Below are 12,884 nucleotides of genomic sequence, written 5' to 3'. Positions count from 1 at the left end.
AGCGCCAATCAATCGAAATATGCGGACAATATCTGATAAAATTTTCGTTTACGGCAAAAACCGCGCTGCCTTTCGGTGCACGGTTTTGCCAAATACGCATGGCAATCCCACCGAAAAACGCTGGTGAGAGATACATAAAGCTCCGGTACGCAATACCAGATCCGGAGCATCGAGAGAGGCTCAGCCTGTCTCGAGCTCCTTTTTATCCGAACATCGTTACCGTACGGTTAGCAGACGATTAAGCAAATCTAAACATCGCCTTTTTGAGGCAAGTTTTTTCATGCATGTGATCTTTTTTTACTTTGTATCGGACTTTTCGCGCAGATGGTTGATAATGCCGGAAAAGTCGTCGCCGCCATGGCCTTCACCGTCGAACAGCGAATAAATCGCCTCCGCATGGGCGCCAAGCGGGGTTTCCGCGCCAGCACTCTTCGCCGCTTCCTGCGAAAGCTTCAGATCCTTCAGCATCAGCGCTGCGGCAAAGCCCGGCTTGTAGTCGCGGTTTGCTGGCGAGGTCGGGACCGGACCCGGGACGGGGCAATAGGTGGTGAGCGACCAGCACTGCCCCGACGATGTGGAAGCAACGTCGAAAAGCGCCTGATGTGAAAGGCCGAGTTTCTCGGCCAGCACAAAGGCTTCGCTGACACCGATCATCGAAATGCCGAGAATCATATTGTTGCAGATCTTGGCGGCCTGTCCGGCTCCATCGCCGCCGCAATGGACGATCTTGCCAGCCATCGGCTTGAGGATTTGTTCGGCACGCTCGAAGGCCTTGTCGCTACCGCCTGCCATAAAGGTCAGCGTGCCTGCGGCTGCGCCACCCGTGCCGCCCGAAACCGGCGCATCGATGGAGAGATGTCCATGACTTGCCGCAAGCGCGTGCGCCTTGCGGGCGGAATCGACGTCGATTGTGGAGCAATCGATAAAAGCTGAATCTTTTCGCGCCTTAGGGGCGATTTCCTCATAAACGGCGAGAACATGCTTGCCCGCAGGCAGCATGGTGATGACCGTGTCGACATCCGCAACGGCATCCACAGCGCTGGTCGCGATCTGCAATCCATTGGCGCGCGCTTCTTCAAGATGCTGCGGCAACAGATCGAAGCCGCGCACCGTGTGTCCGGCCTTGACCAGATTTGCCGCCATCGGGCCGCCCATATTGCCGAGGCCGATAAATGCGATAGTGGCCATGATAAACTCCTCCGTATAAGTGCTGTTCAGCGACCGATCATATGCCTTGCAATGATCACGCGCATGATTTCGTTGGTCCCCTCCAGAATCTGGTGCACGCGCAGGTCGCGGACCAGCTTTTCGATCCCGTAATCGTGGAGATAACCGTAGCCGCCAAAGAGCTGCAGCGCTTCGTTGGCGACATTGAAGCCGGTGTCGGTGACAAACCGCTTGGCCATGGCCGACCATTTGCCCGCATCGTGGGTTTTGCGGTCAAGCTTGCTGGCGGCTGCGTAAAGCATCACGCGCGCTGCCGAAAGTTCGGTCTCCATATCCGCAAGGCGGAACTGCAGGGCCTGAAAACGGTCGATCGTTTGTCCGAAGGCTTTTCGCTCTCCGCAATATTCCAGCGCCTTGTCGAGTGCGGATTGCGCGCCGCCGAGCGAGCAGGCTCCGATATTCAGCCGCCCGCCATCAAGGCCCGCCATGGCGATCTTGAAGCCTGTGCCTTCGTCGCCAAGCCGATTCTCCACCGGTACACGGCAGTTGTCGAAAATGACTGTTCGTGTTGGCTGGCAGTTCCAGCCCATCTTGTATTCGTTAGCGCCGAATGACAGCCCGGGTGCATCTTTCGGCACAACGAGGGTGGAAATGCCTTTCGGACCGTCCTCGCCGGTACGCACCATGGTGACGTAAATATCGGTCTCTCCGGCACCGGAAATAAACTGCTTTGCACCGTTGATGACATAATGGTCGCCATCCCGCGTGGCGCGGGTGCGAAGGGCGGCTGCATCCGAGCCGGAACCCGGTTCAGTCAGACAGTAACTGGCCAACCAATCCATCGATGTCAGACTGGGCAGAAACTGCTGGCGTTGCGCTTCGTTACCGAATGTGTCGATCATCCACGCAGCCATGTGGTGGATTGAGACAAAGGCCGAGAATGACGGGCAGGCGGCGGCGAGCGCCTCGAAAATCAGCACTGCATCCATGCGTTTCAGCGCTGATCCGCCAACATCTTCGCGGACATAGATGCCGCCCATGCCGAGTGATCCGGCCTCGCGAAGCGCATCAACAGGGAAATGCTTGTCGCGGTCCCATTGCAGCGCGTGGGGTGCAATCCGGTCACTGGCGAAGCCGCGCGCCATCTCCTGAATGGCGAGCTGTTCTTCGTTCAGCTCGAACTGGTTCTGTTCGGCAGCATCCATGGTTTCCTCCCTATGAGTACCGCTCCTCTGACCTGGACTAGAGCATAAGACCGAAGGACTGCCAACGCTCCATTGGAATAATCTTGCTCACATTTGTAATAAACTGATGCGCATTTTTGCATAGAAGGTGCATCGCTGAGCGCATTGGATGTGCTGTGAGGCGCAAGCTTAGACCCAGATTGCCATGGCTTGTCGTTTGAGCTACGCAGGTCAAATGGTACGGGCTATTATGTTTCAGGGAACGGGGTCTGATGTCGGCAAGAGTGTGCTTGTCGCGGGGCTCTGTCGTGTGGCGCGCAATCGCGGATTGAAGGTCCGCCCGTTCAAGCCTCAGAACATGTCCAACAATGCTGCGGTCAGTGATGACGGTGGGGAAATCGGTCGCGCCCAGTGGCTACAGGCGCTGGCGTCGGGCATTCCGTCGTCTGTGCATATGAACCCGGTTTTGCTGAAACCGCAGACCGATATGGGCAGCCAGATCGTGGTGCAGGGCCAGGTGCGCGGCGAAGCCCGCGGGCGCTACTATCAGGAACTAAAGCCTCAGCTGATGGCCTCGGTGATGGAGTCCTTTTCTATCGTCAGCGAAGGCGCCGACCTTGTCCTGATCGAAGGGGCGGGTTCGCCAGCGGAAATCAATCTTCGGGCTGGCGATATCGCCAATATGGGCTTCGCAACACGGGCAAATGTACCGGTGGTGCTGGTCGGTGATATTGATCGGGGCGGGGTGATTGCCTCGCTGGTCGGAACCCATACGATCCTTCCGGAAGAAGACCGCGCCATGGTGCGCGGTTTCATCATCAACAAGTTTCGCGGCGATATTTCGCTGTTCGACGACGGGCTGGAAGCAATCGGGCGCTTCACCGGCTGGCGGTCGTTCGGTGTGGTTCCGTGGCTCAAGGCTGTTTCCAGATTGCCCGCCGAAGATTCGGTGGTTCTGGAGCGTGCGGTGCGCAGCGCTGACAAGGCGCTGAAAGTTGTGGTTCCGATGTTACCGCGCATCGCCAATTTCGACGATCTGGATCCGCTGAAAGTTGAGCCCGCGGTGGAGGTGGTGATGGTGCCGCCCGGCACGCCGCTTCCACCCGATGCAGGGCTGGTCGTGCTGCCCGGAACGAAGTCCACCATTGCCGATTTACTGGCGTTTCGCGAAAACGGATGGGATCGCGATCTGGCGGCGCATGTGAAGCGCGGCGGACATGTGCTCGGTATCTGCGGCGGTTTTCAGATGCTGGGGCGCAACATCCGCGATCCGCACGGGATCGAAGGACAGGTGCGCGAAGCGGAAGGGCTGGGGCTGCTGGATATTGAAACCGTCATGGAGCCGGAAAAAGTCGTGCGTAATGTGGAGGCAAATTCATTGCTCTATGATGCGCCGCTCGAAGGATATGAAATTCATATCGGTCGCACGACAGGGGCCGATTTATTCAGACCTTTCGCCCGCATCGGGGATCATGATGACGGCGCGGTCTCTGCGAATGGTCGGATTATGGGGACTTATCTGCACGGCGTTTTCGGCGCGGATCGCTTTCGGCAGCAATTTCTCGCTACGCTGGGCGTTGAAGGTGCAGCGGGCAATTATCGTTTGACCGTTGAAACGGCGCTGGATGAGTTGGCGGAAGGGCTGGAGGCCTGTCTCGATATCGATGCGCTGTTTTCTTTAGCCTGACACGGCGTGCGCGCCCATCATTTGGCCCGCAACTCTGCCCACAGGCCCGATTGACGGTGCTTTAGCAAAGGCCTAATGTCCAACTATGTGACAGGTTTTCGCCGGACGAATCCGGTGGGACCAAGAGGGAATGCGAAGGACGGACCCAATCCGGGCGTCTTTATCGCAGCCGACCCCGCGACTGTAGAGCGGAGAGGAATGAAGCCATGCCGGGCAACCGGCAGCCACTGGAACGTAAAGTTCCGGGAAGGCGGTGACATTTCCGACGACCCGTGAGCCAGGAGACCTGCCTGTTGCAGAAGGGTATTATACCCGCGCCCCATGGGAGGTTTTTCCCTGCTGCCTGCACGGAGGTTGTCATGGCTGCACGTATAAATAATTCTGTTTCCACCACTGTATCTCTGCCTTTGGCTGCGCGCCTCGGTACGGCTGTGGTTTCCCTGCTTCTCGGCGCCTTTCTCGTCTATGGCGTTGGCCTTGCGCATTCGGATACGCTGCACGATTCAGCGCACGATACCCGCCATTCTTACGGCTTTCCCTGCCATTGATGCATTAGCATCGACATTGCGAACCGCGTTTGTGCGCCGGTTTGCGTGGGGAAATAAACGTATGTCTGTTTTTCAAGGAAGCTGACACTGCTTTGCGTCCGATGGCTGTGGCTATCGGCGATTTTTTGCAGTTGGGGGACTGAAATGTTGATCCGTTATCTTTTGGCTACGCTTGCTGCGGGCCTTCTGGCAGGGCTTCTGGTGACGCCTGCCATGTATCTCAAGACCGTGCCGCTCATTCTGCAGGCGGAAGTTTATGAAGAGGCTGGTGGCGGTCATAGCCACGATCTGGGTCATGGACCGGCGGAAACTGCGCCGCATGCACAGGCGACTGCCGAAGCCCCTGCCCATGATCATACGGCAGCTGCCGCACCAGCCGAAGAAGAAGCCGGGGCGGAACTGCCGTTTGGCCGTCTTGGCAATACGATCCTGGCCAATCTCGTTGCCGGTTCTGGTTTTGCTCTGCTGCTCGGTGGTATTGCGCTGCTGCTCGGTCGCCCGATCACGGTGCAGAACGGCCTTTACTGGGGCATGGCCGGTTTCTTCGCGGTGGCGTTCATGCCTGCGCTCGGTCTGTCGCCGGAACTGCCTGCCATGCCTGCGGCTGATCTTGCCCAGCGCCAGCTTTGGTGGATTTCGACGGTCGTTCTGAGCGGCGTCGGTCTTTATCTGATTGTGCTGCGCGGAGAAATCTGGGCAAAACTGCTCGGCCTCGTCGCAATTATTGCTCCGCATATCTATGGCGCGCCGCATCCGGAGGATATCACGTCGCCAATTCCGTCGCTTCTCGCATCGCAATATGCGGTCGCTTCGCTGGCGACGAACCTGTTCATGTGGGCGGTGATCGGTCTGGCGCTGGGTTGGTTCATCCAGCACTACGCCGCATCGGAACTGGAAGGCTGATAGCGTGGCTCTGCCCGGAAAAATAACCTTTGTTCTTGGCGGGGCCCGTTCGGGTAAGTCGTCCTATGCTGAAAAACTGGTTGAAGCCTCGGGGCTTCAGCCGGTCTATCTGGCGACGGGGCGCGCCTTCGACGGAGAAATGGAAAGCCGTATCGCGGTGCATCGTGATCGGCGCGGCACGCAATGGCAGACCGTAGAAGAGCCGCTCGATCTGAAGAGCGCACTTCTGCAACAGGCACAATCATCGAAATTCGTTCTGGTTGACTGCCTGACCCTATGGGTCACCAATCTCATGATGGCTGAGCGCGACATCGCTGCGGAATCACACGATCTGGTTGCCGCGCTTCCGGCCCTCGGCGGGCCAGTGGTTTTTGTGTCCAACGAAGTGGGGCTCGGCATCGTGCCGGAAAACCGCATGGCGCGGGAATTTCGCGATCATGCAGGCTTTCTGCATCAGGCCATCGCTGCTGCGGCAGACGAAGTTTATTTCATGGCGGCAGGCCTGCCGCTCAAGATGAAGGGATAATATCATGCAGGGTCAAAAGATACCGGCTACCGTGATCACCGGCTTTCTCGGATCGGGCAAGACCACGATGATCCGCAATCTGCTCGAAAACGCCAATGGCAAGCGCATTGCGCTGATCATCAATGAATTTGGTGATCTGGGTGTCGATGGCGGCATTCTGAAAGGTTGCGGCATCGAGACCTGCCGCGAGGAAGACGTGATCGAACTCAACAATGGCTGCATTTGCTGCACCGTTGCCGATGATTTCATCCCGACCATGACCAAGCTGCTCGACCGCGCAGATCGCCCGGATCACATCGTCATCGAGACGTCCGGCCTTGCGTTGCCGCAGCCGCTGGTTGCCGCATTCAACTGGCCGGAAATCAAGACGCAGGTCACGGTCGATGGCGTGGTTACGGTCATTGATGCCGCCGCCGTTGCCGAAGGCCGCTTTGCAGACGATCATGACAAGGTGGATGCGCAGCGTGCAGCCGATGAATCGCTTGATCATGAAAGCCCGCTTGAAGAACTTTTTGAAGACCAGATTCATGCCGCCGACCTGATCGTGCTCAACAAGGCTGACCTGATTGACGCCTCGAGCCTCGACAGCGTGAAGGCTGACGTTGCCGAGCGTTCCTCCCGCCGCGTCAACATGGTGCCTGCAAGTTTCGGCAAGCTTGGCGCAGATGTGCTGCTCGGCCTTGGCGTCGGCACGGAAGACGATATCGCCAACCGCAAGTCGCATCATGAAATCCATCATGCCGATGGTCATGAGCATGATCACGATGAATTCGAAAGCTTTGTGGTCGAAGCCGGTTCTGTTTCGGACCCGAAGGCCTTTGCCGAAAAGCTGAAGACCATCATCGCGGACCATGATGTTCTGCGTCTCAAGGGTTTTGTCGATGTGCCGGGCAAGCCGATGCGTCTGGTGGTGCAGGCTGTCGGCCCGCGTATCGAATATTACTTTGACCGCCCGTGGGGCAAGGATGAAGCCCGCTCGACGCGGCTCGTGGTCATCGGTCTGCATGAGATCGATGAAGCCGCCATTACCAAGGCCGTGAAAGACGCAGTTTTGTAATGCATCTTCTGCTTGCCCAGAAAGGAACGATCAGCGACGGCAATGAGGCCGTCGATCTCGGCCAGACGCCGGGCGATATTCTGTTCCTTTCCGCCGCCGACACGGAGCTGGCCAGTCTTGCGCAGGCGCATCGCGCTGAGCCTGACGGGCCAAGCCTGCGGCTTGCCAGTTTTCTGAGCCTTACGCACCCGATGTCCGTCGACGCCTATGTCGAGCGGACGGCGCGTCATGCAAAGCTGATTGTCGTGCGCATTATCGGCGGCGAGACTTATTGGCCTTATGGGCTGGAAGCGCTTCATGCCTGCGCCGTGAACCATGGCGTCAAGATTGCGGTGCTTCCCGGTGATGACAAGCCCGATCATGGGCTGGATCGGTTCTCGACAGTTGCGAGCGCCGACCGTGACGCGCTGTGGCATTATCTGATCGAGGGCGGTGCTTCCAATATGCGCGCCTTGCTCGATTATTGCGCAGCATTGATTGATGGCGGCGAAAAACCAGCCGAAGCTGCACCGCTGCTGAAAGCGGGTCTTTGGTGGCCCGGTGAGGCGGTGGTATCGCTCGATCTCATCCGCAGCCGCTGGACCAAGGATGCAGCCGTTGCGGCAATCGTCTTCTATCGTGCGCTGGTGCAAAGCGGCCAGACCCAGCCGGTTGAGGCTTTGATTGCGGGTTTGCAGGCGGAAGGCATCAATCCGTTGCCTGTGTTCGTCTCCAGCCTCAAGGACCGGCTGTCTGCTGCCGTGGTGGATGGCGTTTTTGAGGATTGTCCGCCGGATATTGTGTTGAACGCGACCGGGTTTGCCATTTCGTCGCCGGGCGCAGAACGCAAGCCAACCGTGCTCGACAAGCGCGGCAATATGGTTTTGCAGGTGATTTTTTCCGGCACGCCAAAGGCAATCTGGCAGGCTTCCCAGCAGGGATTGCTGGCGCGTGATCTGGCCATGAATGTTGCCCTGCCGGAGGTGGACGGGCGCGTTCTGTCGCGCGCGGTTTCGTTTAAATCGGCACGGCAGTTCGATGCGGCGGTGGAGGCGAATATCGTCACCCACGAGCCGGATGAAAACCGTGTGGCTTTTGTGGCGAAGCTTGCGGCGAACTGGGTGCGACTGAAGCGGAAGAAAGCTGCGGAGCGGCGTGTGGCGTTGATCCTCGCCAACTATCCCAACCGCGATGGGCGGCTTGGTAATGGCGTCGGGTTGGATACGCCTGCCGGAACGGTTGAAACGCTCAAGGCCATGGCTGTTGCAGGCTATCAGACTGGCGAAGTGCCTGCCGATGGTGATGCGCTGATGCAGCTTCTGATGGCCGGTCCGACCAATGCTGCACGCGATGGCCGGGAGATTCGTGAGACCATTTCGCTCAATCAATACAACGGCTTTTTCAAAAAGCTTCCCAATGCGATTCAGGCGGAAATCACAGCTCGGTGGGGTGAGCCGGAAGCCGACCCCTTTTTCGACGAGGAGCGCGACGCCTTCGCGCTGCCATTGATGCGGTTCGGCGAAACGCTGACCGGCATTCAGCCCGCGCGCGGCTACAATATTGATCCGAAGGAAAGCTATCATTCGCCGGATCTGGTGCCGCCGCACGGCTATATCGCTTTCTATGCCTATCTGCGCGCGATAGCGGATGTTGATGCCATTGTTCACATGGGCAAGCACGGCAATCTCGAATGGCTTCCGGGCAAGGCGCTGGCGCTGTCTGAAAACTGCTATCCCGAAGCCGTTTTCGGGCCGACGCCGCATATCTATCCGTTTATCGTCAATGATCCGGGCGAGGGCACGCAAGCCAAGCGCCGTGCGGGCGCGGTGATTATCGATCATCTGACACCGCCTTTGACCCGTGCTGAAAGCTATGGCCCGCTGAAGGATCTCGAAGCGCTCGTCGACGAATATTATGAAGCGTCGGGCGTCGATCCACGCCGTCTGTTACGCCTCAAGGGGCAGATTCTCGATCTGGTGCGCGATATCGGTCTCGACCGTGATGCAGGCATTCACGACCATGACGACGAAGACATGGCGTTGCAAAAGCTCGATGCCTATCTCTGCGATTTGAAGGAAATGCAAATCCGCGACGGGCTGCATATTTTCGGACAAGCGCCGCAGGCCCGGCTTTTGACCGATCTTCTGGTGGCACTGGCCCGCGTTCCGCGTGGCGTGCCGGTTTCGCTGGGCGGAAGTGCTGGTGACCAGAGCTTGCAACGGGCCATTGCTGCTGATGCCGGGCTGGATGAGGATTTCGATCCGCTCGATTGCAACATGGCCGATCCGTGGACAGGGCCGAAGCCAGCATTGTTGGTTGAGGTTAGTCCGGCAACCTGGCGCATAACGGGCGATACGGTGGAGCGTATTGAGCTTCTGGCGGCAAAGTTCGTTTCGGGCGAGCAGGCTTGTCCGCAAGACTGGCAACAGACCAGTTCCGTGCTGCAAGCGATAGTCGATCATTTGCGCCCCAGCGTTATCGCCTGTGGCCCCGCAGAAATCGAAGGATTGTTGACCGCGCTCGATGGATGCTTCGTGCCGCCGGGACCATCCGGTGCTCCAACGCGCGGACGGCCCGATGTCTTGCCGACGGGACGAAATTTCTTCTCGACCGATAGCCGTGCCGTGCCGACGCCAGCCGCGTGGGAACTGGGACGCAAATCGGCGGAACTGCTGGTTACCCGCTACACGCAGGACCATGGCGAATGGCCGACCTCGTTCGGTCTCACAGCCTGGGGCACGTCCAATATGCGCACGGGTGGTGACGACATTGCGCAGGCTCTGGCATTGATCGGCGTCAAACCTGTATGGGATATGGCCTCGCGCCGCGTCACCGGATACGAAATCGTACCGCTTGCCATGCTCGGGCGTCCGCGTGTCGATGTGACCTTGCGCATATCGGGCTTTTTCCGTGATGCGTTTCCCGAACAGATAGCCTTGTTCGACAAGGCGGTGCGTGCGGTGGGAGCACTGGACGAAGACGCGGAAGACAATCCGATTGCGGCGCGCATGGCGGCAGAGCAGGCGCGTCTCGTCGCCAGTGGAGCCGATGAAAAGACGGCGCAACGCCGCGCGGGCTATCGCGTGTTCGGCTCAAAACCGGGTGCCTATGGCGCTGGATTGCAGGCGCTGATTGACGAAAACGGCTGGGCCGGACGCAATGATCTGGCGGAAGCGTGGCTTGTCTGGGGCGGCTATGCCTATGGCGCGGGCGAGGAGGGGCAGGCAGAACGCGGTCTTCTCGAAGAGCGCCTGCGTTCGGTGCAGGCCGTCGTGCAAAATCAGGATAACCGCGAACATGATCTCCTTGATAGCGATGACTATTATCAGTTCGAGGGCGGCATGGCCGCGACGGTTGAAAACCTGACCGGTGCTATGCCGACCGTTTATCACAACGACCATTCGCGACCGGAAAAGCCGGTGATCCGCACGCTTGAGGAAGAGCTCTCGCGTGTGGTGCGCGGGCGTGCCTCCAATCCGAAATGGATCGCAGGGGTGATGCGCCACGGATATAAGGGTGCGGCGGAAATCGCGGCGACGGTCGATTATCTGTTCGCCTTTGCTGCGACCACCGGCAAGGTTGGCAACCATCATTTCGAAGCGGTCTATCAGGCCTATATCGCCGACAAGGCGGTTCATGATTTCATGGCTGAAAAGAACCCGGCAGCGCTGGCGGAAACCGCCGCGAAGCTGAATGATGCAGTCGAGCGCGGTTTCTGGACGCCGCGCTCGAATTCGGCGCGGTTCATATTGGAAAATCTTCAGAAGTTGAATCCGGAAAGGGCGACAAATGGCTGAGAAATCTGAAAAACTTCTGTCGATGACCGAAGATGAGCTGAATGCGCGCCATGCGGACAAGATGCGCAAGAAGAAGGCCGCACGCGACAAGATTCAGGCCACGAAGACCGAGGAAAAGGGTCTTGTGATTGTCCATACGGGCAAGGGCAAGGGTAAATCCACTGCCGGTTTTGGCATGGTGTTCCGTGCGCTCGGTCACGGCATGAAGATCGGCGTTGTGCAGTTCGTCAAGGGATCGTGGGATACGGGCGAACGCTGGGTTCTGGAAAAATTCCCCGATCAGGTGACGATTTCGGCACTGGGTGAAGGCTTTACCTGGGAAACACAGGATCGCAGCCGCGATATCGCCATGGCGCGTGGCGCATGGGACCAGGCCAAGGCCATGATCATGGATGAAGATATCGACATGGTGCTTTGCGACGAGCTGAATATCGTTTTGCGCTATGATTATCTTCCCGTGGAAGAAATCGTCGAAGTGCTGAAAGCCAAGCCTGAGATGAAGCACGTCATCGTGACCGGCCGAAACGCGAAAGATGAGCTGATCGAGGTGGCCGACCTTGTCACAGAGATGGAAATGATCAAGCATCCGTTCCGTTCGGGCGTGAAAGCCCAGAAGGGGATCGAGTTCTGATTATGGTAGCAAGCTGGCAGTTCTGGGCCCTGATGTCGGCGGTATTCGCCGCACTGACCGCGATTTTCGCAAAGGTTGGCATTCAGGGCATCAATTCGGACTTTGCAACACTGGTCCGCACCTTTGTCATTATCGGCGCGCTGTGCCTGTTTCTGACGATCACCGGCCAATGGCAAAGGCCGGGCGAGATTTCTGCAAAGTCGTGGCTGTTTCTCGTCCTGTCCGGTCTGGCGACCGGGGCGTCCTGGCTTGCCTATTTCCGCGCCTTGCAAATTGGCGATGCGGCACGCGTTGCACCCGTCGACAAGCTTTCGGTTGTGCTTGTGGCGCTGTTCGGCGCTGTGTTTCTCGGCGAGCGCATGTCGACCATCAACTGGTTCGGCATTGTGCTGATCGGCTGCGGTGTCGTGCTGGTGGCGCTGAGGGTTTAGAGCATTTCCAGCAAAAGTGCGAAGCGGTTTTGCGTAGGATAATGCGTAAAAACAAATGGATAGAGCGGTTCCGATGCTTCAGCTAAACTGGAACCGCTCTAGAACCCGACCCATTGCCGGAGCGGATTGGTAGGGTCCATCAAAAGACGCACGGCCAGCGCGAGGCTGACCACGATCAGCAATGGCTTGATCATGCGCGAGCCGACCTTCATCGCAAGGCTTGCACCGATCTGCGCGCCGATGAATTGCGCAATGCCCATGCAGATGCCGATTTTCCAGTTGATGACGCCGACCGCTGCGAAGGTCGCTAAGCCGCCGACATTGGAGGCGCAGTTCAACAGCTTCGTATGGGCGGTGGCTTTCAGCACGCCGTAACCTGCCAGCGCCACAAAGGCCAGCATGAAGAACGATCCCGTGCCGGGGCCGAATACGCCGTCATAAAAGCCGATCAGCGGCACGATGGTCATGCCAAACAGGAACGGGCCGATGCGGCGGGAACGGTCGATATCGCCGATATTCGGTTTCAGGGCGAAATAGAGGGCGATTGCGATCAACAGCAGTGGCAATGCGGTGCGCATGATTGCGACTGGCAAAACTGTGGCAAGCAGTGCGCCGAAAACAGAACCGACCAGTGAGGCAAGCGCTTCCTGCCATTGCTCGCGAATATTCACATGTCCCTTGCGGGCATAGGCGATCGTCGCCGACGATGAGCCGAATAGTCCTTGCAGCTTGTTGGTGCCGAGCGCTTCCACCGGAGGAATGCCCGCAAGCAGCAAAGCGGGGATGGTGATCATACCGCCACCGCCGGCAATGGAATCGATGATGCCAGCGATGAACGCGGCAGCCGTCAGGAGCAGGGTAAGTGAGTCGAGAAATTCTGGCATGGGGAGGGTCCGGGAACTGTTGTCGCAACATAACGTTGTTTTCCCGATGCGCCAGCATTAATGATGTGCATCTAACCACGAACCCGGAGG

At 58.2% G+C, this 12,884-nt stretch carries 11 protein-coding genes and 1 riboswitch; of the genes, 8 read left to right on the top strand and 3 right to left on the bottom strand.

The features are described from left to right. Nucleotides 1-297 precede the first annotated feature (297 nt). A complete protein-coding gene (mmsB, locus tag FGI60_RS17550) occupies nucleotides 298-1,188 on the bottom strand; it encodes a 3-hydroxyisobutyrate dehydrogenase (RefSeq protein WP_138786308.1) in 891 nt (296 codons plus the stop codon). 26 nt (nucleotides 1,189-1,214) lie between these two features. Then, nucleotides 1,215-2,372, bottom strand: a complete 1,158-nt coding sequence (locus FGI60_RS17545; protein WP_138786307.1) for an isobutyryl-CoA dehydrogenase — start codon at nucleotides 2,370-2,372, stop codon at nucleotides 1,215-1,217. A gap of 214 nt (nucleotides 2,373-2,586) precedes the next feature. On the opposite strand from FGI60_RS17545, the gene FGI60_RS17540 reads away from it, so the two are divergent. From FGI60_RS17540 to FGI60_RS17505, 8 genes are all read left to right on the top strand, one after another. After that, nucleotides 2,587-4,038 (top strand): cobyric acid synthase, encoded by a 1,452-nt coding sequence (locus tag FGI60_RS17540; protein WP_138786306.1) that lies wholly within the window; start codon nucleotides 2,587-2,589, stop codon nucleotides 4,036-4,038. A 75-nt stretch (nucleotides 4,039-4,113) separates the two neighbouring features. Then, a riboswitch (cobalamin riboswitch) is annotated at nucleotides 4,114-4,346 on the top strand. A gap of 51 nt (nucleotides 4,347-4,397) precedes the next feature. Then, on the top strand, nucleotides 4,398-4,586 hold the full coding sequence (locus FGI60_RS17535; RefSeq protein WP_078339321.1) for a CbtB domain-containing protein: 189 nt from the start codon (nucleotides 4,398-4,400) through the stop codon (nucleotides 4,584-4,586). A 144-nt stretch (nucleotides 4,587-4,730) separates the two neighbouring features. Further along, a complete protein-coding gene (locus tag FGI60_RS17530; protein ID WP_138786305.1) occupies nucleotides 4,731-5,489 on the top strand; it encodes a CbtA family protein in 759 nt (252 codons plus the stop codon). Nucleotides 5,490-5,493: 4 nt separating this feature from the next. Beyond that, nucleotides 5,494-6,015, top strand: coding sequence for a bifunctional adenosylcobinamide kinase/adenosylcobinamide-phosphate guanylyltransferase (gene cobU / locus FGI60_RS17525; protein WP_138786304.1), 522 nt, complete (start codon nucleotides 5,494-5,496; stop codon nucleotides 6,013-6,015). Between the two features lie 4 nt (nucleotides 6,016-6,019). After that, entirely contained in the window at nucleotides 6,020-7,072 is a 1,053-nt protein-coding gene (cobW, locus tag FGI60_RS17520; RefSeq protein ID WP_138786303.1) for a cobalamin biosynthesis protein CobW, read from the top strand. Beyond that, the gene (cobN, locus tag FGI60_RS17515; RefSeq protein ID WP_138786302.1) at nucleotides 7,072-10,848 is read left to right on the top strand and encodes a cobaltochelatase subunit CobN; all 3,777 of its coding nucleotides are present in this window, start codon (nucleotides 7,072-7,074) and stop codon (nucleotides 10,846-10,848) included. The genes cobW and cobN overlap by 1 nt, the downstream gene beginning before the upstream one ends. Continuing rightward, a complete protein-coding gene (gene cobO / locus FGI60_RS17510) occupies nucleotides 10,841-11,479 on the top strand; it encodes a cob(I)yrinic acid a,c-diamide adenosyltransferase (protein WP_138786301.1) in 639 nt (212 codons plus the stop codon). The genes cobN and cobO overlap by 8 nt, the downstream gene beginning before the upstream one ends. A gap of 2 nt (nucleotides 11,480-11,481) precedes the next feature. After that, nucleotides 11,482-11,910, top strand: a complete 429-nt coding sequence (locus FGI60_RS17505) for an EamA family transporter (protein WP_138786300.1) — start codon at nucleotides 11,482-11,484, stop codon at nucleotides 11,908-11,910. Between the two features lie 98 nt (nucleotides 11,911-12,008). Here FGI60_RS17505 and FGI60_RS17500 read toward each other — a convergent pair whose 3' ends face one another. Then, nucleotides 12,009-12,794: a TSUP family transporter gene (locus FGI60_RS17500; protein ID WP_138786299.1), complete on the bottom strand. Its 786-nt coding sequence runs from the start codon at nucleotides 12,792-12,794 to the stop codon at nucleotides 12,009-12,011. Between the last annotated feature and the right edge of the window lie 90 nt (nucleotides 12,795-12,884).

Source organism: Brucella haematophila (assembly GCF_005938105.1).
GTDB classification, from domain to species: domain Bacteria; phylum Pseudomonadota; class Alphaproteobacteria; order Rhizobiales; family Rhizobiaceae; genus Brucella; species Brucella haematophila.
This window is presented reverse-complemented; position numbering and strand designations above follow the sequence as displayed.